Origin of the sequence: Pedobacter ghigonis, assembly GCF_903166585.1 — a bacterium.
GTDB classification, from domain to species: domain Bacteria; phylum Bacteroidota; class Bacteroidia; order Sphingobacteriales; family Sphingobacteriaceae; genus Pedobacter; species Pedobacter ghigonis.
Genome location: NZ_CAESCM010000011.1, coordinates 32,630 through 58,213, shown reverse-complemented (window position 1 = coordinate 58,213; position 25,584 = coordinate 32,630). Strand labels below are relative to the sequence as shown.

Here is a 25,584-nt window from a genome sequence, read left to right as displayed (position 1 = left end):
AAGTAACCTAAGTTTTATGCTTTAAAACTGAGTTTTAAAATGGATCGACAGGAAAAAAATCTTTTACTGAACACTTGAAGATTTTAGCTGCTTGGTTGATATGATTGAGATTGTACTTTGCTCTGTATTTTGTACTTTCTACGTTTCCAATAAAGCCATATGATACATTCATTTGGAATGCAAAATCTGCTTGAGACAATCCGATCTCTTCTCGCTTTCTTTTTATTTCGGAGATTACAAACAACTCAATTTTTGTGTGAATAATTTTGTCGGCCATATTAGGCGCAATAACGGGACACAGAAAATTTTATTCACCCATACATGTATGTGTAAATTCTTTATATATTTATCGAAAAATATTAAATGAAAAAAAACTATTTATTTAGCGTTCTCACCACTTACATTTTAATTGCAGGCTGCTCAGGCGATCAGAAAAGAGGTAATGATGTTTTTGAACGTATTTCCTTAGATGTAAATACTGCATCTCAAGGGCTTCTTAAGTTCAATGATTTTGAAAAACTGGATGGCAAAGAAATTCAATCAACAAACAGTCTTTATGAGCTTGAATTCAAAGGATTTATTTCTGCAGAAAAAAACTGCTGTTGGGAAGACGCCCCATTAAAAATTACTTCTTCATCAGATTTGTCTAGAGGTATTGAAACGGTATCATATCCATTAAGCTTTAAAATTTCAAATTGTGTGGATATTACTAATCAAAATTTCACTAAAGTAGGCTGGGGATACAAAGTACTAGGGAAAGCATATTTTGAAAAAAGAGATAGTGGATGGAAGCTACTAGATTATGTATTGATTGATTCGGCGAGGGTTAACAAGCTTGCCGGTTTAATTTCTAACTTTTAAATTAATAACCATATTATGAACAAAAATTACTTTTATTGTGCTGCATTCTTATTGTTAATGTATTCTTGCAATAACACTACAATAGCTACAAATCAGGAGTCTTCGGCATCAGAAAACAAAGAATCACTATCAACAGAGCAAAAGTTTTGCGGAGAATGGGTTGTCATTACTTCAAAAGGCAAGTTGGAAGCGCTTACGGGACAAAGAAATATTAGTAAAGGGAAGTTGTTTGACATTACTAAAAATGATGATAAATACTTGCTTGTTAAAAAGGATTTTGAGATTGTTAAACAAGGGCTTGTACAACAAGATGAAAATACGCTTATCGGTGTTAATTCTGATGATTCAACTACTCGACTGAAATATGATCTAACTTCAGATCATTTAACTTTAGAAATGCCTGACGAGGAAATGGAGCTTGAGAGGGTAAAATAATATTAGCCTTTATATAGTTTGATTTGCTTGCGGAGTATTTAAACTATATAAAGGTTTTTATTTTTTTGTTTAAACAACTGATTTTAAAATTTATGTTTTAAACAAGTTTTTTCCAATGTTAAGGTAATTTATCGTTTACGCTTAATAAATGTATTAAATCAAAGGAATCTAATGCCTTTTTAAGTTATTACAATGTAACTGGACACTTCTTTTTATATTTAGGGAGATGGAAATTATGATAGTTCCATTCCTTAATATATGAATGATTACCAAACCAATATTTCTGAAACGGTTGAGATTTTAATTGAAATAAAGCATAAGCTTATTCAAAAGATTTTTGATTTAGCTATCACTGGGGAATTAAAAGAATGGTCAGATACAATTGAGGAGGGAGAACACTTTTTCTTTAGTAGAGAACTGTTCGAAAGTTTAGAAGATAGGAATGTTAAGGTGATCATAGGGGTGGTTGCAGAAATTGAGAAAATACAAAATTTATTCTTGGCATAATAAATATCTTAATATATATGAAAACCCACCTCTGTGAATGTATTCATTAGCATCATTCCGAATATTTCTTTAAACAATGCAGGAATATACTTTACCTCTAAACATCTAAAAAGCAAATAGCGTCACATGGCGCTTTAAAAACTTTTCCATTTTCGTCTTCAACAATCCCAACGGTTCTTGCAAACCATTTCTCATTTTCATAGATGGGATCATCAGCCCACTTATGAAATTTACCAGATATCGGAGTTTTATTATACTTAATTCCATTTACAGTATAACAGGCTGAATATGTGATTTTGGTAAGTTCGTTTCTGTTCATTTCTTGCTGACTTTTTACAAGTATGGGAGTTTTTCGGGATTAAAAAAAGTATAAGATGATTTATCCAACTTACTTCCGATTATTAATTGAATCTTAAAACATAAATCATAAAATCTATAGACTAAATTTGTCAAGGTAACAACCAAAACATTAACTCTTTTTTATGATTTCGCATTTCTTAGATTAATTATATACTTTAGCGCTATTAACGCTTTTTTATTGATATCATATATTTTGACAAAGATTGAAAGACGAAAAAACTACTCGCAAACTTATCATTGATCAACGTTTACAATCAGCTGGGTGGAATATAGCAGACCGCACTCAAGTCGTTGAAGAGTTTTTTATTATAGATTCTAATGGTTACTCGAAGAACAATACAAGGATTAAGAATAACGAGTTTAGCGACTATGTTTTATTAGGAAGAGATGGTAAACCTTTAGCAGTGATTGAAGCTAAGAAAACTACTGTAGATGCTAGAATTGGTGAAGAACAAGCAAAACAATACTCTTACAATATTCAAAAACAATACAATTGTGATTTGCCGTTTTGTATGTACACTAATGGAAGTGATATTTATTTTTGGGACTTAGAAAATTACTCCCCAAGAAAGATTTTTGCTTTTCCGACACGTTCCGACCTTGAAAGAATGGTATTCATTCGCAAGAACAAAAAACCATTGGCAGATGAATTAATAAATACAAATATTGCTGGCAGACCTTATCAAATACAAGCTATCAGAGCTGTATTTGAAGCCATGGAAGAAAGGAAAAGAAAATTCCTTTTGATTATGGCAACAGGAACAGGCAAGACAAGAACTTGTATTGCAATGGTTGACGGTTTAATGCGAGCAAGTTGGATTTCAAGAGTTTTATTTTTAGTGGACAGAATTGCTTTAAGAGACCAAGCAATCGAAGCCTTTAAAGAAAATGCACCTCAATATTCTGTTTGGCCACAAACTGGCGAAACCAAAATAGTAACTGATAGACGGATTTATGTTTCAACATATCCGACAATGTTAAACATCATTGAAAATGAAAAAGGCGGCTTATCGCCCCACTTTTTTGATTTGATTGTTATTGATGAAAGTCACCGTTCTATTTACAATGTTTATCAAAACGTACTCAACTACTTCAATACAATTGTGCTTGGCTTGACAGCAACACCAACTGATGCAGTTGACCATAACACATTTGAATTGTTTGAGTGTGAAGATGGTTTACCAACCTTTGCATATACGTTTGAAGATGCTGTAAATAACAAACCACCCTACTTGTCAAATTTCGAAGTGATGAAATTGACAACCAAGTTTCAACAGGAAGGAATTCATCTCAATACTATAAGTGAGGAAGACCAAAGAAAATTAATTGCAGAAGGAAAAGACCCGATTGAAATAAATTTTGAAGGAACAGAAATTGAAAAAGCGGTTACAAACAAAGGAACAAATGCTCTGATAGTTCGTGAATTTTGGGAAGAATGTATAAAAGACCCTAATGGAGTTTTGCCAGGCAAAACCATTTTCTTTTGTATGACAATGAAACACGCAAGGAGAATTAAAGAAGTGTTTGACCAATTCTATCCGCAAGGTGCAGGTGAAATAGCCAAAGTGATTGTTTCAGACGACCCAAGAGTTTACGGCAAAGGTGGTTTATTAGACCAATTTAGAAATAACGACTTTCCAAGAGTTGCCATCAGTGTTGATATGCTTGATACAGGAATTGACATTCCTGAATTAGTAAATTTGGTATTTGCAAAACCGATTTTTTCTTATACCAAGTTTTGGCAAATGATTGGAAGGGGAACAAGAGTTTTAAATCCGAATCAAAGAAGAAGCTGGTGTCACGACAAAGACAAATTCCTAATCATTGATTGTTGGGACAACTTTGAATATTTCAAACTTAATCCAAAAGGAAAGGAAAACTCAACGCAAACAGCATTGCCTGTTCGACTCTTTAAAATGCGATTGGAAAAATTAAAAGTTGCTCGTGAACGAAATTCTGAAATTGCAAACTCCGAGAAATTAGAATTAGAAAAACTAATTAACTCTCTGCCAAAAAACAATGTAGTAGTTCAAGACAATGCAACGGATTTGGAAAAAGTTTATGAGCCTAATTTTTGGAATGAACTGAATGAAGATAAAATTCAATTCCTTGAACAAACAATTGCACCCATATTAAGGGCTTTATCCTCGGTTGATTTCAAAGCAATGCGATTTGAAAAAGATATTGTTGAATTTACCATTGCTCAATTAAATAGCGAAGAACAAGACATTGAAAACCTAAAGGAATTAATCGTTACACAAATTGCAGAATTACCTTTAAATATTGGTGTCGTTGCGAAAGAAAAAGAAACCATCAACCGAGCTTTAAAAAACAGCTTTTGGACAAACCCAACTGACAGAGACCTTAAATTAATCATTGATAAAGTTGCACCATTAATGAGATACCGCCAACGATTTGACGGTGGTGACGAACAGGAAAGTTTGAATCTTAAAGATGTGACATACAAAAAGGAAATGATTGAGTTTGGTCCTGAAAATGAATTGGTGAGTGTAAGCCGATACAAAGAAATGGTTGAAGCAATGGTTCAACAATTGGCTAACCAAAATCCGATTTTGAAAAGGATTAAATCAGGGGAATCAATAACTGAGCAAGAATTGAATGAGCTTGCGGAAATGATGAACGAAAAAGACCCTTTCGTTACCGAAAAACTATTGCAACGAGTTTATGGAAACCAACACGCCAAGTTTTTACAGTTTATCAAACACATCTTACAAGTTGAAGCAGTACACTCTTTTGAAGAAACCGTGACTTTGGCTTTTGATGAATTTATCAAATTGCACAACAACCTTTCAAGTAATCAAATTGAATTTATGACGGTTTTGAAAAAGTACTTGATTGACAAAGGAAAAATTGAAAAGAAGGACTTGATAAATCCACCATTTACACAATTGCATCCACTAGGTATATTAGGTGTGTTCTCGCAAAAAGAAATTGAAGAAATAATTACAGTTATTCAAAGAATAGCTGCATAACAAAAAGAGAAAAAACAAATGTTATCAAACGAACTAAAATCTAATATCAATAAGCTTTGGGACAAGTTCTGGAGCAGAGGGATTACAAATCCGATTACAGCTATTGAGCAAATTTCTTATTTGCTTTTTATGCGTAGAATTGATGATGCAGACTCCTTGGAAAAAGCAAAGACAACATTTTCCGAACAAGAGTACAACTCCATTTTTGAAGGAAATGAGGATTGTCGTTGGTCGCACTTCTCACAGCTTGACCCCAACACTATGCTGGAAGTAGTTTCTAAAAAGGCTTTTCCATTCATTAAAAACCTAAACGACCCTTCACAGCCTTATACAAGGTATATGCAGGATGCAATCTTTATCATCAACAATTCTGCTTTATTGGATGAAGCAGTAAAAGCAATTGATGAAATATTTGAAGACATTAAAACGCAGCAAGATGCAGGGCAGCAATTTCAAGACACACAGGGTGATGTTTACGAATATTTAATCAACGAAATTGGTTCATCAGGAAAGAACGGTCAGTTCCGTACTCCAAGACACCTGATTCAGTTTATGAGTGAAATTATAGACCCTGACTGGACAGACAAAATTTGTGACCCTGCTTGCGGTACAGGTGGTTTTTTGGTAGGAGCTTACCAGCATATATTGACAAAATATACAAGTCCCGAAGAAATTACAGAAGACGAAAACGGACTAAAGCGTTTCAAAAAATATGGAGGTGATAAAATATCAAAACAAGAAGTTTGGGAAAATCTCCACGAAAAAACATTTTATGGATTTGATGTTGACCAAACAATGGTAAGAATTGGTTTGATGAACTTAATGCTTCACGGTATTAAAATTCCTCAAATTGAAAATACAGATACACTTTCAAAAAAATACGACCAAAATTATCAAGATGGAGAATATTCTGTGATAATGGCAAATCCACCATTTACTGGCAGAATTGACAAAGGCGGTATGAGTGACAAATTAAAAATTGATGGTACTCAAAGTGAATTGCTCTTTTTAGTTCGTATTTCCAAAATGTTACGTCCGGGAGGTAAAGCAGCCATCATCATCCCTGAAGGTGTACTTTTTGGTGGAAGCAAAAACCAAAAACAAACAAGAGAGATACTTTTAAAGGACAATCAATTAGAGGCGGTTATTTCACTACCTAGTGGTTCATTCAAACCATATACTGGAGTTAAAACAGCGATTTTAATTTTTACAAAAGCAGAAGAAGAGAGCCAAACTTGGCATACTGAAAAGGTTTGGTTTTATGAATTAAAAAATGACGGTTATAGTTTAGATGATAACAGAAAAAAATTAGCCGAAAATCCTCTTCCAATCGCTATTGACGCATATAAAAACAGGTTTACGAATACACCTATAGAAAGAACTGAACATTTCTTCGTTCCAATATCCGAAATTCAAGACAATGGTTTAGACTTGACTTACAACAAATACAAGAAGTACGAATATGAAGTAAAAACCTATGACCCACCGCAAGAAATTCTTAAATCCTTGTTTCAATTAGAAGATGAAATACGCAAGGAAATGGAGGAACTTAAAAACTTATTAGGATGAGAAAAGAAAAGTTCAAGGATATTTTCTGGTTTGCACCTAAGTCAAGAGTAAAGGCAGGTGATGGTCTTGAAAAAGGTCGATTCCCATTTTACACATCAAGCCAAAACTTGTCAAAATGGATTGATACAGAGCAATATTTTGATGAAGCATTGATTTTCGGCACAGGTGGCAGTCCGAGCATTCACTATGTTGATGAGCCATTCTCAACTTCAACAGACTGTATAGTGACTATAAATAGAATTGATGATATTAAAACGAAGTTTGTCTATTACTATTTATCAAGTAATATCCAAATACTTGAAGAAGGTTTTAAAGGTGCTGGGTTAAAGCATATATCAAAGAATTATATTGAAAATATCGAAATACCAATTCCTGAACTTGAAATACAAAATAAGGTTATTGCTATTTTGGATAAAGCAAAATCTCTTCTAGAAAAAAGACAAAGTTCAATAAATCTATTTGATGAATTAAGGCGTTCCACATTTTCAGATATGTTTGGGGACTCATTTTTAAATAACAAAAAATGGGAGAAATTAAGCCTAAATAATATTTCTACAAATGTTATTGATTGTCCACATTCCACTCCCGAGTATTTAGAAGTAAAATCCGAATATCCCTGTATTAGAACTTCTGAAATAAAAAATGGGGAAATTCTTTGGGATAGTATGAAATACATATCAGCGGCAAGCCATATAACAAGGATAGCAAGATTAGAACCAAGAGAAAATGACATTATTTTTGGAAGAGAAGGTAGTGTAGGAGATGCTGCAATTATACCTCCCAATTTAAACATTAGCCTTGGTCAAAGAGTAATGCTTTTTAGAGCTGATGAAAATTTAATTAATCCTGTTTTCTTTTGGTCTCAATTGCTTTCTGATGGAACTCAATTTATGATTAGTAAAAAAGTTATTGGAGCTACTGTAAAAAGAATCAATATTAAAGATTTGATTGAAATAGAATTCATTGTCCCTCCTCTTGAATTGCAAAATTTATTTGCAAGAATGATTTTGAAATTAATTAAACTGAAAAACAAGCTGCGGGAATCAGGAAAAAATATTCAAATCCTTATAGATGCTACTTCACAATTAGCTTTTAAAGGAGAATTGGATTTTAATACCGCTGTAGATTTAGAAGTGTTGCTTGAAAATGATTTTACTTTTTTCAATGAAAATAGTAACACCAAATCAATTCAACTATTGCTTGAAAGACTTGATAAAGACGAATTAAACGAAAAAAAGTTTTCAGAACAAGAAATATATGATAAAGCTAAAGGATTTGTTTTTGAGCTTTTGAAAGAGGGAAAAGTGAAACAAGTATTTGATGAAAAAACTAAAAGAGCAAAGCTTACCGTTTAATGAAACTATTAAAACTCAAAATAGAAAACGAAGAAGGTTTCAGAAGCTTGCAAAAAGGTTTTGAAATCAATTTTCATACTTTGGCAGATACCGAAGCAATGGGTGCTTTTCGCCCATTCTGCTTTGCAGGTTTAAATGGTAGCGGTAAGTCAAACGTATTAGAGGCATTAGCAAATATATTTTATCACTTGGAAGTTTGTGTTGCAAAATATTTACCTGAAAGCATAAAAGACCCGAAGAACTTTAACCGAAATGGATGTACACCTGATGCTTTCACTTTAGAATATTTGATTGGGCAGCATAACCGTAAAGGTTATGTTGTCGCATTATTCGACAAAGTAACTATCACCAAGGAAGAAGGAAAAGAGCCGAAAATGTTTATTCAGTCATTTCCATTTGGAAACACTGAAAGGAATGAAGTTTCTTTAGTTCCACCAAAGTTAAGAGACAGTGCGGCAGAAGGAAAAGTATATCTACCTGCACATATTATTGGTTACTCTTCAGGCGAAAATGAAATATTAAGTTTACCGTTCATTAAAAGTCGCTTAATCCACTTAGATGAATATAAACAAGCAACAAGAGATAATTATGAACGCTTTGACGAACCTGAAAACAGTCTAATTTATATTGACAACAATATGAGTCAGGCAGTTTTGCTTGCTTGTCTTTTGTTTGAGAGTAAAGAAACATTAGCACCATTAAGGGATATAGACAATACAGGAATATTGGGTCTGAAAAGTTTCAGAATGAATATTCAATTACACGATTTTGTTTTTGAAGACGAGAAAACTAAAAAGCAAACAACGATTCCAATTTTAAAACTCATAGAACAGCAACAACTAGACGACCTTAAAAAATGTGCTACTTCTTGGTTTTTAGACCACAAAACGAAAACACTTTGGTTAGATTTTTATGTGAATGACGCCACGAAGGATGCCTTCAAAGTACATTTTCATAATAACTCGTTAGAGTGTTTTCAGTTTTTCAGATTGTTGTATGAATTGAATAATCATTTTGTTGATGAAGAAACGAAAAAAGATGTGTACCGTTCTAAAGGCGTTTACACAGATGGAAAATTGCCAATAGGAAGCCCGAGGCAAGATGTTTTTCATTTCTTAGATTTCTACATTACAAAGGAGTTAAAGAAAACAGGAGAAATTAAAGATTTACTTTTAAGAAGTTTTTCAGATGGAGAACATCAATTTATTCACACAATGGGAATTTGTTTGTTGCTAAAAGATAAGCGCTCTCTCTTATTATTGGACGAACCCGAAACACATTTTAATCCAAGTTGGAGAGCCAAATTTGTGAAAATATTAAACGATAGTATTACCGCAGGTAATAAAGGAGAGCATCCGAATGGAAGCTATAATGTACATTTATTAAAGGACGTCCTATTAACTTCTCACTCTCCTTTTATTATTTCAGATTGTTTGCCCGACAATGTTGTTCTATTTGAAAAAGACGTGAAGGGAAATACCACAGCGAAGAAAGTTTCAGAATTAGATAGTTCCTTTAATACTTACGGAACATCAGTAGAATTAATTTTAGACAGATTATTTCATTATGACCAATCAATTGGTGATTTGTCAAATTCTGAATTGGAAAATATCAAATTCGAGAACATCAATTCAAAGCAAGATGTAGAAAAGGTAAAATCCAAACTTAAAAAGCTTGGTGAGTCAATTGAAAAAGATATGGTTTTAGCACGTTTAAATAAAATTCAAACCGCAAACTAATGCTGAGAACCTACCGACCAATAAATCATCCAATATTTACTTTGCATTCATACGTTGAGCATTTGGTTTGTCAAGTGTGGTGTAATGCTTCTGACGCATCGACTTGTTCAGCTTTACTTGAAGCAAATTTTGAAACAATATATAACGCATACGCTTGGTTAAAAATTGATGTTGATGCAATTTACCAAAAGTGTAAAACCTTAACTGACGAGCAAAGAGCAGACATAAGAGAAGCTTTCAATGTGAATAATAGAATTGATGAGTTGTGTGCAGGAACTTTGACTCCAATCGAGTTAGACACTTTAGCGGATGTTGTAAAAGATGATATGAAACCTTTGTTGGTAAAATTTTATGATTATCTAATAGACAGAGCAGAAGTACCTGGCGAAAAGCTTGATTATTATAATCAATTGAGGTCAGCTAATCCTGAATTTAAGTTCTGTCCATGTTGTGGTTTATCTCCAATAGAATCAGCAGAAACACATTATAGAGAGGATAATGACCATTATTTGCCTAAAGCAGATTTTCCATTCGCTACAGTGAATTTTCAAAACTTAGTTCCGCTTTGCAGCAAATGTAACAAGAAATGTAAAAGCACAAAAAATCCTTTTGATGCAGGTCGAGTTTCATTTTATGCATACGACACCACGCATATTCCAATTGGGGTTTTAGTTTCAATTAACGACAGTGCCGACTTAGACTACAGAACACTAAGAATAGCGGATATCGAAATTGATTTTGATAATGATGCCGATAAATTATCAACTTGGGACTGGTTATTCCAAATCAAAGAACGTTACAATGAAGAAACTAGGGGTTTTTCAAAAACAGAACTAAGAACAGTTGCAAACAGACTTTTTAGGAGTAGAGATAGAAAATTAGGGCAGACATACGAACAAATTTTAGATGACACAATCGAAGATTATGAATTAGAAATGTTTGAAGACCGTAAATTCTTGAAGCGACCATTTTTACAAACTATTAAAACAAAGCCCGAATGGATGGCAGTTTACTTATAGAAACTAATATTATAAATATCCCTTTGAAAAAACTAAATTGCATAGATTAATGACAGATTACCTTAAAATAAACGCGTTTAACTTTTTTTACTTAATGCTATAAAAATATCAATTACTGCAATTGCCGTATCATATAAAATATATATGCTATAAAAAAGCACAGCAGTTAAAATAGAGTCTACCGCAAATGATGCTGTACAACTAGCGTCATTTGCAATAATTTTACTGTCTCCAATTGTTATTGTAACTATCGATATTACAATCATAGCAACCTGCTCATAAATGGATATTTTTAATTCTTTGAATGTTTCAGAAAAATCAATTTCCTTATGTGCTATTTTAATCTCGGTTAACTTGCTCAAAATAATTGCTCTAACAGCAGATGTGATTGCTATTAGGGTAATCGTTAGGCTGATTATATTTTGATGTAAAAATTTGGCTAAAAACTCACTTTTAATTGAATAACAGAACCCAGTCATCAAGATACCTAAACCAAAAAATATACAACTGTTCTTTAACATAAGCTATTCAAAGATTTTATTCCATACGTCTATCAACTTTAACTGGTTGGTGCTTTCAAATTCTGCGGAATCAATATAGGTTTCCTTAACCATATTTGAAGTACTAACTTTCTTTTTAATACCTTTGAGTTTCATTTTAATATTATCTCCACCACCCTCGTTACTATAATTAACTAAGTTATTTAGATGAGTGTTTTTTTTGTTAATGTTTTCAAGGACACCATTCTCAGGAGCTTTAAGACTGATATTAGTCTTGTGACTGTTTGTCACGTCAATGAGGTGTTTTAGTGGCTCTGTTAAAGATTTTGAAATGCTAGCAAGATTTGGCTTAACAATTTCAAATTCAAGTTTCTCTATCTTTTTCTGGTTTTTTCCAACAAAATCCCAAAATGATCCTTGATCTACAACAGGTTCAATGTGAATGGTAAGTTCATATTTGGCGAGCAGAGTGCTGTATGCATGCTGCAATATATTTCTTACTGTACTCGTTTTTTTAAAAGCGCTTTGATTATCTTCAATTAATATCTTTTGAACTTCTGAATCATTATTTATCGCAATGTATATAAATGGTTGATTATTAAAGTCCAATGGTTTGAAATCCTTATATAATGTCGTCTTTCTCTCTACAGCAAGCTTCATTATAAAGATATCATTTTCAGCATAATCTATTTCTATAGGTAATTGAGCCGTATTGATTCCCCTTATTGATTTATTTGCTAATAATATCTCGCTAAAAAATTGATTTTTCTTTTCTTTTAATTGTTCAACAGTAATTTCTTTATTGAATATAGATAGTTGGTCTGATTTAACGGGCACTAAATGGTAACGATAATTTTTGAATGGAATTCTTTTCTTCATTGAGAGTGATAATTGATTTATAAAAGTCTCAAGATACAAAAAATATTTATACTAATAATTTAGTAGCTTAGCGTTTAATGTTTAATTTATTTTACTGCTTGATGATGACATGAGTATAATTTATTAAACATACTGTAATAGGGAGTTGTTAAAAATGTTGTAATTCTTAAAACTGCTAAATCTAATATTTAAATAGATGATATTGCACTACTGTACGAAGTACTGATTTAATATTAAATTGTATATATTTTCCTATTATATACATGACTATTATACAATTTTCAGATTATTTCCTGTAACTTATTGATACCTAAAGGTAGGTTACTTTTTGCATAGGAAAGTAATCCTATAGAATTAGTAGATGATTGATTGGTGTTTATAGATAAATAGCTGGTTATTAGTTATAGATTTTTTATTCCTGTTTTTCGCGAAAGCGGCCCTAATTTAAACTAAAAACATAACTTAACAGTTGTGAAAACCTTAATTACGCTCTTATTTCTCTCGCTGAACCTCCCCATAGGCCTAAAAGCCCAGAAAGAAAGTTCTCTGGTCGCAGACCGGAAAAGCCATTCATTTCCATCCGGTAGAGACACACTGCTAAGCTATAGCCATAGCGGCGATTACCGCGTCTACATCCAGGACAATCAGGTTAAAGTCGAAAAAGGAATTAACGGCAAAAAAAATGACCTTCCATTTGAAATCGAAAGCCGGAAACCTGAGAAAAACCAGGAATTTTATAGCCCTTTTGCCGGCACCCGCACCGTACTCCAATTAGATGACGGTTATTTAGTCGGCTTTAATAACGGAGAATTTGGCGGAAGCTTAAACTGGTTCTCCGCCGATGGAAAAGCAAATTACCTGATCGCTCGCCCAAATCTCCAGCAGTTTATACAGCGCGATGGAAAAATCTACGCCATAGAAGGCCTTTTCCACATGTCATTAAACCTAGGTTCAATCCTGCAAATCGAAAAAAAAGGAGAAAAATGGAGCGCATCAAATTACCTGAGCTTACCTTCAGCTCCAAGGGCAATCACTGTAAACAACAACAAACATTTCCTCATCGCATCAGCATCCGCATTACTATCCATAGATGATAAGCTCAACATCACAACCTTGTATAGCAACACCAACTGGTTATATTACCTCTCCCCAAACTCAATCGTTTACCACAACAATACGGTTTATGTAGGCATGAGAGGAGGAGTATTCAAATACCAACTTAATACCAAAAAACAAGACTGGTTGCAGCCGGATCAATAACCAAGTAGAAAAACAATAATAAATAGGTGGAGCTATTTCAATAATCTGCAGCGATTTTTTCATAAGCTAAACCGACTTACCAATATATTACTTGTGAAAAGAATTGTTATTGAATGCTAAACATCCTGTTAGGCTTGCACATTTGCCCCGACCATAAAGATCTAAGATTTTTGCTTTGCTAACATTTTCTTCGAGCCGCCATCAGCCTATCTGTATGTGATGTATGTCACGATAATCGGGCAGCTTAAAAATGTGATATACGTCACGCAACTCCTTTAGCTCTTGTTAGCACTTTTACAGCCTGATTAGTTAATATAAAAATGCAAGCAGAATGCTATCGATAATCAGGGTGGTGTTATTAAAAGCATAAAAAAATGAAGGTTATGAAAACGAAAAAAGTATGGTTTATTACAGGTGCATCAAAAGGTTTTGGCTTAGAAATCGCCAAAGCAGCACTTGCAGCAGGAGATTATGTTGTGGCAACAGTTAGAAGCAATGCTGTTGTACTGGAAGAAATATTAGGGGATAAAAACGAAACATTGGTAGTAATCCTTGATGTAACCAAAGAAGATCAGGTGAGGCAGGGTGTTCAGGATGCGATAAACAAATTTGGCCGTATAGATGTATTGGTGAACAACGCTGGATATGGCTTACTGGGAGCTACTGAAGAGGTGAGCGATGAAGAGGTAAGAAAACAGTATGATACCAATGTTTTTGGTTTGTTGAATGTAACAAGAGCTGTTTTACCCCAAATGCGTAGCCAAAAATCAGGACATATTATCAATATATCCTCTTTGCTTGGTTATACTGCTTCTGTTCCTGGTTTCGGACTTTATGGTTCTACCAAATTTGCTGTAGAAGGTATAACCGAAGGTTTAGCCCTTGAAGTAAAACCGCTGGGAATACAAGTTACAGCAGCAGCACCCGGGTATTTCAGAACAAAATTTGCCTCTACTGAATCCTATCAGGCGGCAGAAAAAATCGTTGAGGATTACAAAGAAACAGTCGGACATGTTAGGGGTTTTATCAGTCAGATAGACGGAAACCAACCAGGCAATCCTGTGAAATTAGCAGAGGTAATTGTTAATTTAGCCCAAAGTGAAAACCCGCCAATACATTTGCCGCTAGGTTCTGACGCCGTGGCTGCCTTCCGTATCAAAAGCGAAGAGGGAGGTAAAGAAGTAGATGCATGGGAAAGTATCTCGAGCAGTACAGATTACGCTAAAAATTAATTTGTCCTGAGCAGTATATGCTCAAGGCTTAAATTTGATTGTTGTTCTGTTAATATGGATGCCTGCGTGCCTATATATTGACTCCAGGATTAGGTAGAGAAAATCCGGAACAATAACAGCCCCTCACAATGAGGGGCTTGTGTTTTGTGATGGTAATAATTTCAGCGAGCGTTAGCGATCATAAAGGGGATAGGAATATTACCAATATATATAACTGGCAGAACGACAGTTCAAGAGGATTACTTCATTTCTTTTCTGGTAGCATAAGGTTTGCGAACAACCTCAAATCATGGAGGAAAAGCTTCGAAATTTTTACAGGCTGCGTAATTGACAGCAAAACCTGAAATTAACGGAAACTGTGTTGGAATGTAGAAGCCCCTTTAAAGGGCATTTGGATCCCATGGTAAATCAGGATCAATTAGCACAATAAACTTAGGAAAGACAGGTATGGTTTTTCTTATCACCGGAAATGATCCATATACAGGTTACCCAGCTTAAGCAGGCGGTTGAAATCCCCAGTTCAGGATCGGCTAGCGTGAAGGAGGACAAAATAGCTACTACCGAAACCGCAGATGCAAATAAATAAGGAAGATATTTTTTCATACAGTTAAGTATTCAAAAATCAAACCAAGTAAGCCTGTATGGCAGGACAGCTGATCAATATTTCACTGTCCTGACATTTCTACCAAAAAAGTCAGTTTTCATTTCATTTTCTTGTCAACTGGTTTTTTAAAATTCAGATCAAAAGTATTGAATATACTACATTATTTTCCAAACCTATCCTGGTCGCTCAGGAACCGCCACAATACATCAATTTCCTCCCGGTTGCATGATTTCAGGGATCCTGATAGTTCACATACTTAATAATCACTGTTATTTTTCTACAAGATAACTGAGTTCAGTTACACCATTTGAAAACTGTGTGGAGCTCAGTAAGTTCAGTTTTACCCTGTCCTTAATATCTTTGAAAAGGGGAATACCTTCTCCAAGAATAATCGGATTCACAAATAACCAATACCCATCAATCAGGTTTTCCTTGATGAGGGAATGGGTTGCTGTTGGGCTGCCAAAAAGTAAAATTTCACTACCTTCCTGTTGCTTGATTTCTTTGATATGTGTTGCAATATTATTGCTGATAATTGTTGTATTAGTCAAATCACTCCCTTGCATTGTTTTTGACAGGACGAGTTTATGGGCTTTTTTATACCACGCTGAATGTTCAATATCATGTTTGCTCGCATCAGGCTGGTCTGCTGCGGTAGGCCAGTAACCTTGCATCATTTGGTAAGTTTTCCGTCCATAAAGGGCCGTATCTGTGCCACTAATCCGTTTGCCTACATGGTCAAAAAGTTCTTCATCAACCTTAATCCAGTTCATTTCGCCGTTAATACCTGCAACAAAACCATCAAGGGATATATGCATAAAAGAAATAATTTTTCTCATCCTGGTGCTTGTTATTTTGGGTTTCTTTAAATATTTAATGCTTATTGAAGACAAATTTTTGCCTAATTATTTTAGATCAAAAATAATATACTCGTTCCATCCGGATGGGGGTCGTTTAAGACAAAATACGGGACTTATCAGCATTGTATTTTTAGCTTTTTTCCCAGTTGGGTATTTTGGCAAAAGTGGTTCTTCCACACTTTCAGATAGTATTTGCAGATCATCCTTTTTAATGAGAAGTATCTTGAATCCAGCAGACAATACAGATAAACTGATCGATACACTGGAAATAGCCTTCAAATAAAGTAGTTTTAAATACTGTACCCTCCTGAATTTACTTGCCGGGATAACTAGTTCAGCGTTTACCATTTGCAACAACAAACTGCACACGCTACCCAACCTCTCAGTCCCCGCCCAGTATTAACTAATTATTAATTTTTTAACAACCTGTCGCAAACCGCCCAATCTTTGCGTTTCTTTAAAAACAAAAAACGCTCATGAATCCAAAACTTACCATTTACCTCTTGCTCGCTATTACCCTCTTCACCCTGGCTTGTAAGAAAGTCCCAAAGGGTGTCCAAACCAAAGTATACGGATACGTAACCGATACCGCCAAAAACAAACGCATTGGCGGCGCAAAAATCGCCATACTTGGCTGCAAAATCCACCCATTTTCCGGAGGGGAAATATGTAGCGATCAGGTAGCCACTACAAGCGCTGGAAGCGACGGAAATTTTCAGCTCAACTTTACCTCCAATGGAAAATATTCAGCCTACGAGCTTCAGCTCATTCAAACAGATGACTATAAATCAGCCTACGAGTACTTTAGTTACCCATTAAATGCAGGGAAAGACAACCAAATCATCGTCAAAGCAACCGAGTTCAACACCCTTAAATTTCACCTAAAAATAGATAAAACAACTGCAGACAGCCTAACAGTTGCGGTAAACTTCAAAAGGCAGACACTTTCAGCAAAACCCCTGGACACCATCCTGGAATTCAAAATCGAACCCGGACAGGACAATTATATTCGGTTTGTCGCTCATTATCCAGGCTACAAAACCAGGGGTACTTATAAAAAAATCAAATTTGGAACCGATCCAATAGTCAACCACGAGCAACTCATTCCAAATACCGACGATTTACCATACAATTAAAACCCAACAAAAAAAGAAAGGCAAATCATGAAAAATCTAATCTTGCTCTTAATGATCTCGCTTACCGCTGCATCCTGTAAAAAAGACAATCAAAACTCTGATCAGCTCAGCGGAAAATGGGAACTGGAATCCGTCCAGGAAGGATTTTCAGGAAGAACCATCAAATACCAGAGCGGACAAGGTAACATCCTTGAATTTGCTAAAAACACCTACTCGGAAACCAGGGACTTTAAATCACTCAGGCAAGGAAGATACAACACTATCCGTAAAACTTCCATGATCACAAGGCAAGAGGAAGATTTTCTCTCATTTGACGGCACCGATCCACAAAGCTTTTTCTCCATTACCGGCTATCAACTTTCCATCAGCCAGGATGCATACGATGGGGGAGGTCTGAGCTACCGCCGGATCAACAAAAATTAATAAGCCTGCCAGGCCCTTACGTTAAACCTAGCCAACGATAGCCGCGTAAGTATAATTACCAAAGCCAGGATCAACCCAGTAAAACAAAGCTATGAAAAAATCAATCCTTATCTATTCAATTTTATTTACCACTTTTCTGGCTGTATCAGCCTGCAAAGAACACGGACCCTATAAAATGCCCTACAATGGTGCAGTGGGAACCGTCATCGCAAAAGAAACCTGTAATACCGACACCACAAGAGACTACTGGCTGATCGAAATTTACTCCGCCTCATCCCACGGCCAACAATTTGGGGACAAGCTTAGCCTGAACGGAGTCTCCTATACCAATGCAATCAAAACAGCAGATCTTCATGAAAGCCTAAAGAAAGTCGGGCAAAAGGTGGGATTTGATTTTACCATCACAGGAGCAGCTACTTCAACTCCGAACTGCAATATCACCAGTCCTAAAATATATACCCTGAAAATCGCTGAATTTAAACACGTCAGTCCAGCCGTATTCTGATTTACGCGGCTTTGTTATTCCCAAAGCCTGGCTTATCCTTCTTCCTTTCGCTTCTGTGATAATTTTTGCACTAGCCCTCCGAGGTAATCCTCCAGCGTAGTTTCTCCAAAATATGGTTCGGGAGCCTCAAATTTTTCATTCATAGTAAGCTCAGTCATGCCGATAAATGATTGGGTGGAAGCAGCAGAGAAACCTGCCTTTTGCAAATAAGCTGCCCAATCCTCTTTAGGGATCTCATTGGCCACTATGTTTTTATCCAGGATATCATTTAGGATACGCACCGCATCAGCCGCAGCATATTCCTCCGCCGCCTGAATATAAAAAGTTCCCAGCCGCTTCTCACTGATTATTTGCGCAGCAAAATGACCGATATCAACAGGCGATACCATTGGTAATTTAAAGTTCGCTGGTAACAGCGTATCAAATTTTCCTGATTTAATCGCTATTTCAGCAGACATATCTAAATTACTCATGTAATAAGCACTCCTAATAATAGCAAGGGGAGATCCATGGGCTTTAAGCCCTTGCTCAAGCGCATAAAGGGTACCCAGGTCAAATATCCCTTTCTCATCTCTTGCACCATAGGTAGAGGCCATTACAATTTGCTCAGGCTTTAGCCCGGCTAACGCTTTGAGTATACTTTGTACTTGTTTTCGCTCCTGTGCCTCAGTATCCTTGCCTGGATCCGCAGGTGGATTTAAAATAAAAAGGCGATCAGCCAACCCAAAAAGTTCATGTAATTTTTCGCTGTCCAGCACATCCGCAGTCTCAAAGCCCACTCCCTTACTTCTCCAAAGTTCTGCTTTCGCATTGTTATGCCCGATAATGAGCACAGACTCCCCCCGTTTTAAAAGTTGCTTGGCCAGTGCAGATCCGATATGGCCGGTGCCCCCTAAGATTACAAAATTAGATTTCATAACTAACTAACCCCTCATAGCAGGCAGAAGTTTTAAATTATTATAGATGGCAGGAAATAAGTTATTATTTGGAAATTTGCGTAAGGGATCAGCTTATTATCATCCTTCCTAAAAAACAAAAAATAGTCAATGTGCTGCTTCAATATGCCATTCGTTGAAACTTTAATTTCATATAAAAGGTAAAACTCTTTGTTGCTGCTTATCCGTTTTTACGAATATGCATTCAGAATTAACGAAAAGATACGCAAACCTATCACATATCAACTGCCGCTTGTAATCCCCTTTGTTTGTATCGAATTTTAAACGAACAAAACCCACACGCCAGGGCATGTTGGCGAATTTACCTAATCAATTAAAATTAATATCATGAAAAATTTAAAAGGAACGAAAAAGGATTTCTCCTTACTTGAAAACCAAAAACTGACTGATTTATCGTCAATCAACGGCGGAAGGGCATTGGGAGGTTACACCGACATTCAATCTAATGTATTTGTTGGAGAGGGTTGTATAGAATATGACCACTATTCGGGCGAAAATGGTACAGGTCAATACCTTTACAGGGAGATCCGTCGTCTTGCACCGGGAGAACCTATTCATAATTACTAGCATCTGCGTAAATGTAATTTCGCCGATCAATTCCGGCCAAAATTCCATTTAACCACGATTATTGAAAAAGTTATGGATTGCCCTCTTAAACCGGGGGCAACCATATCAAAAACATTGAGGGCTTAAGATAATAACAATGATTTTAATTATATCCAAGAAGCAAGAGACTACCACCAATGAAGTTATAAAATGGCTTTTGGCAATGGATAAAAAATTCATTCGGGTGGATGAAGATGAAGTGTTTGAGATAAGAGCGAAAGAAAAACGCATCTACATAGAAAGCCATAGAAACTGCTTTTATATCGATGAAGTAACCAGTGTTTGGTACAGAAGAGGGAGATTAAGGTTTAAAAATATCCAATACGATAACCCGGCTGTAGATATCCACATGCAGGAGCACCAACATTGGTTGCAGGATTATGTAATCAAAAAAATTGAATCAAAAAAACACGTCAATAAGCAAAGCACCAGTGCTGTAAACAAGCTTATGGTGTTAGAGCAGGCCAAAAAGCTAGGACTAGATGTTCCTGAGTTTTATTTGGCTGAAGATACGGCTGAAGTGGTTTTGGATAAAACCATTATAAAGCCATTAACCGGAAACATTACCATCAATAATTACAAAGATTATGCGGAAAGTATTATGTACACCAACATAATAGAGCATAAAGAAAAAGACAGTTTTTTTATCACATTTTTTCAGGAAAAAATTGAGAAAGATTTCGAAATACGGAGCTTTTATTTGAACGGGGAGTTCTTTTCTACAGCAATAATGTCACAAAGTGATGAGCGAACCAAAACCGATTTCAGAAAGTACAATCTTCAAAAGCCTAACCGAAATGTGAGATATAATCTTCCTGTTGAAATTGAAGAGAAAACGCATCAATTAATGCTGTTACTGGATGTAAACTGTGGATCAATAGATTTTATTAAGAGCGGAGAGAAATTTTATTTTTTAGAGGTAAATACCGTTGGCCAATTTTTAGGGGTTTCAGCCATGTGTAATTATGCTGCAGAGAAAGCTATAGCCGAATATTTATGAGATACCAAATCGAAGAAAAAAATAAGTTGCCGCTTACATTCAGGTTTGTGGATGAATACAGAGGTGAAAAAAATAATCAAAAAAGTAATGAGGTGATTTATGGCACATGCAATTGCTACAAGACCAACTTTCTGATGCTGGTAAAACCATATAAGCCAATTAGCAGATTGTTATGAAGTACTTTAATTTATTTAGCGATATTTTAATAACCAAAGGTGTTAACAGGATCCTGATCTCTGATTTACAGCGCAACAATTCTGAGTTGCAATCTTTAGAATTGTACAACATTGTTGAGGAGTTGAAATCCAATTCTATTGAAGAAGTATTTGCTTTTTATGATGAAGAATCAAAAGAAATAGTAAAAGAATATCTCGATTATTTGTTGGAAAAAGAATATGGCTTTATTACTGAGCATGATTGGGATAGAAATTTTCCACTACTCTCTCTCGAATTTAGAGAGGCAGGCAAAATTTCGAATATATTTATTGAGACGGCTGATTTATTGCTATCGCCACAGCTGGTGCAATCTATAGCTAATTTAGGGATAAAACATTTGGTATTCTATTGTGAAACTGTGTTTCCTTTAACATCTTTTTTAAATTTAGAATCCACATTCAACGACTCATGTGTAGAAAGCATCGAGATTTTCTCTCTGTATCACCCGGAAGTTGATGAGGATTTTATAAAAACACTTAATAAGAACTGTACCAGGATCTACAGTTTGATATTTTATAAATGTGAAAATGCTCCGTTTGAGCCAACTGATATTTTCAGGTTTAACCTGGTTTTTACCAATCAACATTTAAAACTGAATTCTTGTGGAAAAGTAGACTTAAAGTATTTTGATACTAACCTTATGAAGGTTTTAGAAGCCGTTAATCATAATTCATGCCTTAATAAAAAAATAGGTATTGATAAAAATGGCAATATAAAAAACTGCCCGGCAATGCCTCAGAGTTTTGGAAACATCAATGACATTGCTTTAGAAGATGCCATAAATATTAAAGAATTTAAGGCTTACTGGAACATCACTAAAAATGATATCATGGTTTGCAGGGATTGTGAGTTCAGAAATGTTTGTACAGATTGCAGGGCATTTACAGAACGTACACATACAAACCAGGCAGGACTTGATATATCCAAACCGCTAAAATGTGGCTACAACCCCTCAACCAATGTATGGGAAGAATGGAGCGCCAACCCGCTTAAACAAAAAACAATACAACATTACAGCATGCAGGAAATGCTTAATGCCCATTGAGACTAAAACAACTATCATTTTTACCATCCCTTGCTAAGATTGTGTGCCTTACATCACCTGCGCATTATCCAATTCCTAAGAGGGGAGATGAATTAAGTTGAAAAGGGATATTGTAATGCCTTTGAAAATTTCCTTCTTTTTTTAATCCAAATGCTGTCGCGAAAGGGATATGATATTCGTTTAAGCTATCAATAGAACCGGATACAGTTAACCGTTAAATAAATTAACGTAATGAAAACTTTTTCCAAACGCCTGCTAGGTTTAACTTTCTCTGCACTGATCCTTGTTTCATTCGGTTGTCGTAAAAACGCACCCGATACTCCTGCTTGCGCTAATATACTTGCTGAACGAGCTCCCGAGCGGGTTTTAATCAGGTTCGAAGATAAACTAACCGGCAAAAATCTGATCGGAGTAGCAGGATTGAAAACAGCAGATATCAAGGTTTTATCCGCTACCGGAGAGCTACCTATAAACCGCTGGAGAACATTGTCAGATGAACAAAATCCTCCATTAGGCGGCGCGGTTGAAATTGCACTTGTGGATAATAAACCCGGCAAATATACCTACAAGGTCATTTTGGGAAGTTTAACTGAGGTTAGTTTTGAATTCACCCTTACCCAGCATAAAGCCAGTAGCCCTTGTTTTACCGATTACCTTAAAGCCGGGAACTTCAAAGTTAATTCCCATGAATTTGGTTCTTTTGAACTTAGCGGAAAAGCTTATCCAGAAATACTGATTGTAAAAATATAACCAAAACCCAAAGCTGAAGAGCATACAAAAGCTGAGGTGGTTATCTTCCAACTAATAAGCTATTGTTAGTTGCAGGGACCATTTTGTTCATCTATACGTTTGAGGATCGAGGATAAGATGATATTATAGGCCACATAGGCTACAAAGATGAAGAAACCCAATTGCAACGCCGAATTATTTGCCGTAACTACATTTAATGTTTCGCTCTTTATATTGAGGCCCGAGAGCTGGCTTTTTAAGATCCCGTTAAGCCCAATGTAAGTCATGGCTATCCCTACCACCATTACATCTGCCATATCCCACTTGCCAAGGTCAAAAGCCAGAAAACGGACAAATTTAGAATTGCCCAGCAGTTCACTGCATGATGCCTGCAAGCCTCTGGCAACCAGCCTTAGCAAGGGGAGGATGACCACAAATAGTAGCAGTAACACCCCCACAAGTACCGCATCGGGTTTAGGTTGTTCTATTAACGTACCAATAATGCCCAGTATACTTTTGCTTTGAAAGAAAAGCACCTGATTGTTAAAGACAAGTTTTTCTCCAAGTAATGCGAATTGTAGTGTACTTATCCTGGCATCAACCTCTATGATGGGAGAAGATACACCTACTGCCAGCAGAATGAAGGCAAAAAGCAATGAGATGATAAAAAGGGGAACCTCCAGGTCTACTTTCCTGCGTAAGGTCAGCCAAAGCAGCAGTGCGATCGCGATACAAGCTGTCATTCCTATTGCATAGTTATAACTAAGCCCTTTAATCCTTTTCAGTTTAGCATCAGTAAGCTTGTTGAAAGCGGCAGCATTTTCCACCTGGTATTTTCGGTAAATACTCCGTTCTAGAGACGAAATGGTCCCGTCGCTGCGGTCATAAGTCTGGGCTTCGAGTTCATCGAGTTTCCCCTTCGCTATAGATTTTAACTTTTTGATGCTTTTCGGACTGGTTATTTTGTTTACGATCGTGCGCGAGAAGGAGGGAACCAGTGCATGGATTTCCTTTACATCTACAAAAGTGTTGAAAGCCAGTTTCTTGAGTTTTGCGCCAAGTCCTTTCTGTGGCCGGGTTACCTCTGCCACGGCTTTGTTCACCATCTGGTGCAACTGCGTTTCTACCTCCTGTTGCATATCTGCTTTCTGGGTTTTGTTTAATTTAAAGCCCTTTACCCGGCGGTCTACCACAGCAGATATTTTATCTCCCCAGCGGTCAACCGAAAAGATACCAAAAGTGATATTGTTCGAAAGACTATAATCTTCCTTAATACGCTTCTGTTTATAACTAAGGGCTCTAAAACGGTATCCACAGTAGGCTGCTGCTAATAGTAGTAGCGAAAGTGCCATGACCAGGACGAATGACACTGATTTTGAATGGCTGGTAGCCGGTTTGGTAGCGCTGGTGATATATTGTTGCAGTTTGCTCATTAATTTTTCGGGTTTAATGCACCTGGCGGGTGGTAATGGATTTGAGAATCGTAGATAGAATTAATCCGTACAATACAAAGCAGATAAAAATAATATAGCCTGGCTGTAGTGCAGTATTGTTGGTGGTGAGCACTGTTAGCGACTCGTTGTTGATATTCAGTGCCTTTAACTGGCTTTCCAGAAGCCCGTTCAAACCGATATAAGCCATCAGGATCGCAATAACAATAACATCCGCCATGCTCCATTTTCCGGATTGAAAAGCAAAGTAACGCACCAGCCGGTTCTCTGCCCAGCGCTTTCCGCCTAGCAGGTGCACACCCGTTGAGCTCAGTTTTACCACTGGGAACAGGATACTGAAAGCGAGTATCAGCACACCAACCAGAACCGAATCTATCGCCGACTGGCTGATCAGCACCCTAACCACATCCATAATGCTTTTGCTCTGAAAAAAAAGCACCTGATCTGCGAACACCACATGTTCTCCAAGTAATACAAAGTCTAAAGAACGGATACGGGCATCGACCTCGATCATCGATGCAGTAAGTCCGACAGCTAAAAGTATGAATGCGAAAAGCAGCGACATAATGAATAGTGGCGTGTGCAAATCTGTGCGTTTACGCAGGAACCACCAGAATGCAAGCACCACAATTACGCAAGCTAACATGCCAAAACAATAATAGTAGGTTTGTTTATGTATGTTGGCCAGCGAGGCAATGAGTTTTTGGTTGAGTTGTTGATTGGAAGACACCCCGTAATTATTGTATATTTTGTTCAGTATGGCCCTGTTGGCAACAAATGCCGTATCCTGGCTTTCTTCCCGGGCTATTTCATTAAATTCGCCCAGAGCCATTCGCCCCAGTTGTTTTTTATTTTTAGGGTTATCTATTTCGGCGATAATTTTTTTAGCAAAGGTGGGTACCTGTGCCCGGATACTGTCTGAGTTAACAAAATTTTTGATGGCGAACTTTTGAATTTTGCCGCTGATGGTTTTTTTAGGCTTGTTTACCAGCGCTTCAGCCTTATCAATGAGCGCCAAAAGAACCTGCTCCACTTCGCCCTGCAATACTTTTTTCTGCTGGCGGGTTATTTTAAGGCCTGAAACCTGATGATGGACAATATCGGCTACCTTATCCTTCCATTGCTGAACCGAAAACAGCCCATAAGTAATGTTGTTCACCCGGGAATAATCATGTTTGATCTGTTCCTGTTTACCGGATAATTCATGCAGGCGGAAACCGAAAAAACCTTCGGCAATCAGCAATATGCCCAGGGAGAGAATTAGCAAAATCCGGTAAACAAGTTTTCCTTCTGCGGGCCTTTTAGTCGTCTTTTCCAAACTGTTTTGTGCTTTGTTCAATGTCC

General features: G+C 36.2%; 25 protein-coding genes. 17 read left to right on the top strand and 8 right to left on the bottom strand.

The annotated features are described in order from the left end of the window. The first annotated feature begins 363 nt into the window (after positions 1–363). The 3 genes from HWV58_RS16210 (at position 364) to HWV58_RS16200 (ending at position 1,803) form a co-directional block, all read left to right on the top strand. Positions 364–861 (top strand): hypothetical protein, encoded by a 498-nt coding sequence (locus HWV58_RS16210; protein WP_175635095.1) that lies wholly within the window; start codon positions 364–366, stop codon positions 859–861. 15 nt (positions 862–876) lie between these two features. Continuing rightward, complete coding sequence (locus HWV58_RS16205) at positions 877–1,296, top strand: hypothetical protein (protein WP_175635094.1); 420 nt, start codon at positions 877–879, stop codon at positions 1,294–1,296. A gap of 258 nt (positions 1,297–1,554) precedes the next feature. Beyond that, entirely contained in the window at positions 1,555–1,803 is a 249-nt protein-coding gene (locus HWV58_RS16200; protein ID WP_175635093.1) for a hypothetical protein, read from the top strand. A gap of 97 nt (positions 1,804–1,900) precedes the next feature. Here the strand turns inward: HWV58_RS16200 and HWV58_RS16195 are convergent, their stop codons facing one another. Next, positions 1,901–2,122 carry a PH domain-containing protein gene (locus tag HWV58_RS16195; RefSeq protein ID WP_175635092.1) on the bottom strand — a complete coding sequence of 74 codons (222 nt, stop codon included), beginning with the start codon at positions 2,120–2,122 and terminating at the stop codon, positions 1,901–1,903. Between the two features lie 244 nt (positions 2,123–2,366). Here HWV58_RS16195 and HWV58_RS16190 point away from each other — a divergent pair, with 244 nt between their 5' ends. From HWV58_RS16190 to HWV58_RS16170, 5 genes are read left to right on the top strand one after another with little or no spacing between them, the layout of a single operon-like run. Beyond that, positions 2,367–5,156, top strand: coding sequence for a type I restriction endonuclease subunit R (locus HWV58_RS16190; RefSeq protein WP_175635091.1), 2,790 nt, complete (start codon positions 2,367–2,369; stop codon positions 5,154–5,156). An 18-nt stretch (positions 5,157–5,174) separates the two neighbouring features. Further along, positions 5,175–6,725, top strand: a complete 1,551-nt coding sequence (locus HWV58_RS16185; protein ID WP_175635090.1) for a type I restriction-modification system subunit M — start codon at positions 5,175–5,177, stop codon at positions 6,723–6,725. Further along, positions 6,722–8,080, top strand: a complete 1,359-nt coding sequence (locus HWV58_RS16180; protein ID WP_175635089.1) for a restriction endonuclease subunit S — start codon at positions 6,722–6,724, stop codon at positions 8,078–8,080. The genes HWV58_RS16185 and HWV58_RS16180 overlap by 4 nt, the downstream gene beginning before the upstream one ends. Further along, a complete protein-coding gene (locus tag HWV58_RS16175) occupies positions 8,080–9,819 on the top strand; it encodes a restriction system-associated AAA family ATPase (protein WP_175635088.1) in 1,740 nt (579 codons plus the stop codon). The genes HWV58_RS16180 and HWV58_RS16175 overlap by 1 nt, the downstream gene beginning before the upstream one ends. Continuing rightward, positions 9,819–10,838, top strand: coding sequence for a hypothetical protein (locus tag HWV58_RS16170; RefSeq protein ID WP_175635087.1), 1,020 nt, complete (start codon positions 9,819–9,821; stop codon positions 10,836–10,838). The genes HWV58_RS16175 and HWV58_RS16170 overlap by 1 nt, the downstream gene beginning before the upstream one ends. Positions 10,839–10,915: 77 nt before the next feature. Here the strand turns inward: HWV58_RS16170 and HWV58_RS16165 are convergent, their stop codons facing one another. Together HWV58_RS16165 and HWV58_RS16160 are read right to left on the bottom strand one after the other, a co-directional pair. Next, positions 10,916–11,359, bottom strand: coding sequence for a hypothetical protein (locus HWV58_RS16165; RefSeq protein WP_175635086.1), 444 nt, complete (start codon positions 11,357–11,359; stop codon positions 10,916–10,918). Positions 11,360–11,362: 3 nt separating this feature from the next. Then, on the bottom strand, positions 11,363–12,217 hold the full coding sequence (locus tag HWV58_RS16160) for a hypothetical protein (RefSeq protein WP_175635085.1): 855 nt from the start codon (positions 12,215–12,217) through the stop codon (positions 11,363–11,365). Between the two features lie 471 nt (positions 12,218–12,688). Here HWV58_RS16160 and HWV58_RS16155 point away from each other — a divergent pair, with 471 nt between their 5' ends. Both HWV58_RS16155 and HWV58_RS16150 read left to right on the top strand, forming a co-directional pair. Beyond that, the gene (locus HWV58_RS16155; RefSeq protein ID WP_175635084.1) at positions 12,689–13,477 is read left to right on the top strand and encodes a hypothetical protein; all 789 of its coding nucleotides are present in this window, start codon (positions 12,689–12,691) and stop codon (positions 13,475–13,477) included. A gap of 383 nt (positions 13,478–13,860) precedes the next feature. Then, positions 13,861–14,709, top strand: coding sequence for an oxidoreductase (locus tag HWV58_RS16150; RefSeq protein ID WP_175635083.1), 849 nt, complete (start codon positions 13,861–13,863; stop codon positions 14,707–14,709). A gap of 432 nt (positions 14,710–15,141) precedes the next feature. Here the strand turns inward: HWV58_RS16150 and HWV58_RS16145 are convergent, their stop codons facing one another. Together HWV58_RS16145 and HWV58_RS16140 are read right to left on the bottom strand one after the other, a co-directional pair. Further along, a complete protein-coding gene (locus HWV58_RS16145) occupies positions 15,142–15,312 on the bottom strand; it encodes a hypothetical protein (RefSeq protein ID WP_175635082.1) in 171 nt (56 codons plus the stop codon). Positions 15,313–15,582: 270 nt separating this feature from the next. After that, complete coding sequence (locus HWV58_RS16140) at positions 15,583–16,152, bottom strand: dihydrofolate reductase family protein (RefSeq protein ID WP_175635081.1); 570 nt, start codon at positions 16,150–16,152, stop codon at positions 15,583–15,585. A gap of 497 nt (positions 16,153–16,649) precedes the next feature. On the opposite strand from HWV58_RS16140, the gene HWV58_RS16135 reads away from it, so the two are divergent. The 3 genes from HWV58_RS16135 (at position 16,650) to HWV58_RS16125 (ending at position 18,237) form a co-directional block, all read left to right on the top strand. Further along, the gene (locus HWV58_RS16135; protein ID WP_175635080.1) at positions 16,650–17,309 is read left to right on the top strand and encodes a hypothetical protein; all 660 of its coding nucleotides are present in this window, start codon (positions 16,650–16,652) and stop codon (positions 17,307–17,309) included. A 27-nt stretch (positions 17,310–17,336) separates the two neighbouring features. Next, a complete protein-coding gene (locus HWV58_RS16130) occupies positions 17,337–17,732 on the top strand; it encodes a hypothetical protein (protein ID WP_175635079.1) in 396 nt (131 codons plus the stop codon). Between the two features lie 91 nt (positions 17,733–17,823). Then, positions 17,824–18,237 (top strand): hypothetical protein, encoded by a 414-nt coding sequence (locus tag HWV58_RS16125; protein ID WP_175635078.1) that lies wholly within the window; start codon positions 17,824–17,826, stop codon positions 18,235–18,237. A 32-nt stretch (positions 18,238–18,269) separates the two neighbouring features. On the opposite strand, the gene HWV58_RS16120 is transcribed toward HWV58_RS16125, so the two are convergent. Continuing rightward, positions 18,270–19,154, bottom strand: a complete 885-nt coding sequence (locus HWV58_RS16120) for an NmrA family NAD(P)-binding protein (protein ID WP_175635077.1) — start codon at positions 19,152–19,154, stop codon at positions 18,270–18,272. A gap of 366 nt (positions 19,155–19,520) precedes the next feature. Between HWV58_RS16120 and HWV58_RS16115 the strand changes: the two genes are divergently transcribed. The 4 genes from HWV58_RS16115 (at position 19,521) to HWV58_RS16100 (ending at position 22,810) form a co-directional block, all read left to right on the top strand. Next, positions 19,521–19,760, top strand: a complete 240-nt coding sequence (locus HWV58_RS16115) for a TIGR04139 family peptide modification target (protein WP_132395641.1) — start codon at positions 19,521–19,523, stop codon at positions 19,758–19,760. Between the two features lie 136 nt (positions 19,761–19,896). After that, positions 19,897–20,799, top strand: a complete 903-nt coding sequence (gwsG, locus tag HWV58_RS16110) for a grasp-with-spasm system ATP-grasp peptide maturase (protein ID WP_175635076.1) — start codon at positions 19,897–19,899, stop codon at positions 20,797–20,799. A gap of 166 nt (positions 20,800–20,965) precedes the next feature. Beyond that, positions 20,966–22,060 carry a grasp-with-spasm system SPASM domain peptide maturase gene (gwsS, locus tag HWV58_RS16105; RefSeq protein ID WP_394354252.1) on the top strand — a complete coding sequence of 365 codons (1,095 nt, stop codon included), beginning with the start codon at positions 20,966–20,968 and terminating at the stop codon, positions 22,058–22,060. 231 nt (positions 22,061–22,291) lie between these two features. Then, on the top strand, positions 22,292–22,810 hold the full coding sequence (locus HWV58_RS16100) for a hypothetical protein (protein ID WP_175635074.1): 519 nt from the start codon (positions 22,292–22,294) through the stop codon (positions 22,808–22,810). 65 nt (positions 22,811–22,875) lie between these two features. Here the strand turns inward: HWV58_RS16100 and HWV58_RS16095 are convergent, their stop codons facing one another. Together HWV58_RS16095 and HWV58_RS16090 are read right to left on the bottom strand one after the other, a co-directional pair. Further along, positions 22,876–24,222, bottom strand: coding sequence for a paraquat-inducible protein A (locus HWV58_RS16095; RefSeq protein ID WP_175635073.1), 1,347 nt, complete (start codon positions 24,220–24,222; stop codon positions 22,876–22,878). A 13-nt stretch (positions 24,223–24,235) separates the two neighbouring features. Further along, positions 24,236–25,558, bottom strand: coding sequence for a paraquat-inducible protein A (locus tag HWV58_RS16090; RefSeq protein WP_175635072.1), 1,323 nt, complete (start codon positions 25,556–25,558; stop codon positions 24,236–24,238). Positions 25,559–25,584: the final 26 nt, after the last annotated feature.

What these genes read in the sequence shown, in the direction of transcription:
- HWV58_RS16100 (WP_175635074.1), top strand. Translation starts at nt 22,292, where the DNA reads ATGAAAACTTTTTCCAAACGCCTGCTAGGTTTAACTTTCTCTGCACTG.
- HWV58_RS16125 (WP_175635078.1), top strand. Translation starts at nt 17,824, where the DNA reads ATGAAAAAATCAATCCTTATCTATTCAATTTTATTTACCACTTTTCTG.
- HWV58_RS16150 (WP_175635083.1), top strand. Translation starts at nt 13,861, where the DNA reads ATGAAAACGAAAAAAGTATGGTTTATTACAGGTGCATCAAAAGGTTTT.
- HWV58_RS16160 (WP_175635085.1), bottom strand. Translation starts at nt 12,217, where the DNA reads ATGAAGAAAAGAATTCCATTCAAAAATTATCGTTACCATTTAGTGCCC.
- HWV58_RS16200 (WP_175635093.1), top strand. Translation starts at nt 1,555, where the DNA reads ATGAATGATTACCAAACCAATATTTCTGAAACGGTTGAGATTTTAATT.
- HWV58_RS16185 (WP_175635090.1), top strand. Translation starts at nt 5,175, where the DNA reads ATGTTATCAAACGAACTAAAATCTAATATCAATAAGCTTTGGGACAAG.
- HWV58_RS16115 (WP_132395641.1), top strand. Translation starts at nt 19,521, where the DNA reads ATGAAAAATTTAAAAGGAACGAAAAAGGATTTCTCCTTACTTGAAAAC.
- HWV58_RS16135 (WP_175635080.1), top strand. Translation starts at nt 16,650, where the DNA reads ATGAATCCAAAACTTACCATTTACCTCTTGCTCGCTATTACCCTCTTC.
- HWV58_RS16120 (WP_175635077.1), bottom strand. Translation starts at nt 19,154, where the DNA reads ATGAAATCTAATTTTGTAATCTTAGGGGGCACCGGCCATATCGGATCT.
- HWV58_RS16165 (WP_175635086.1), bottom strand. Translation starts at nt 11,359, where the DNA reads ATGTTAAAGAACAGTTGTATATTTTTTGGTTTAGGTATCTTGATGACT.
- HWV58_RS16170 (WP_175635087.1), top strand. Translation starts at nt 9,819, where the DNA reads ATGCTGAGAACCTACCGACCAATAAATCATCCAATATTTACTTTGCAT.
- HWV58_RS16130 (WP_175635079.1), top strand. Translation starts at nt 17,337, where the DNA reads ATGAAAAATCTAATCTTGCTCTTAATGATCTCGCTTACCGCTGCATCC.
- HWV58_RS16140 (WP_175635081.1), bottom strand. Translation starts at nt 16,152, where the DNA reads ATGAGAAAAATTATTTCTTTTATGCATATATCCCTTGATGGTTTTGTT.
- HWV58_RS16175 (WP_175635088.1), top strand. Translation starts at nt 8,080, where the DNA reads ATGAAACTATTAAAACTCAAAATAGAAAACGAAGAAGGTTTCAGAAGC.
- HWV58_RS16095 (WP_175635073.1), bottom strand. Translation starts at nt 24,222, where the DNA reads ATGAGCAAACTGCAACAATATATCACCAGCGCTACCAAACCGGCTACC.
- gwsG (WP_175635076.1), top strand. Translation starts at nt 19,897, where the DNA reads ATGATTTTAATTATATCCAAGAAGCAAGAGACTACCACCAATGAAGTT.
- HWV58_RS16210 (WP_175635095.1), top strand. Translation starts at nt 364, where the DNA reads ATGAAAAAAAACTATTTATTTAGCGTTCTCACCACTTACATTTTAATT.
- HWV58_RS16195 (WP_175635092.1), bottom strand. Translation starts at nt 2,122, where the DNA reads ATGAACAGAAACGAACTTACCAAAATCACATATTCAGCCTGTTATACT.
- HWV58_RS16205 (WP_175635094.1), top strand. Translation starts at nt 877, where the DNA reads ATGAACAAAAATTACTTTTATTGTGCTGCATTCTTATTGTTAATGTAT.
- HWV58_RS16180 (WP_175635089.1), top strand. Translation starts at nt 6,722, where the DNA reads ATGAGAAAAGAAAAGTTCAAGGATATTTTCTGGTTTGCACCTAAGTCA.
- HWV58_RS16145 (WP_175635082.1), bottom strand. Translation starts at nt 15,312, where the DNA reads ATGAAAAAATATCTTCCTTATTTATTTGCATCTGCGGTTTCGGTAGTA.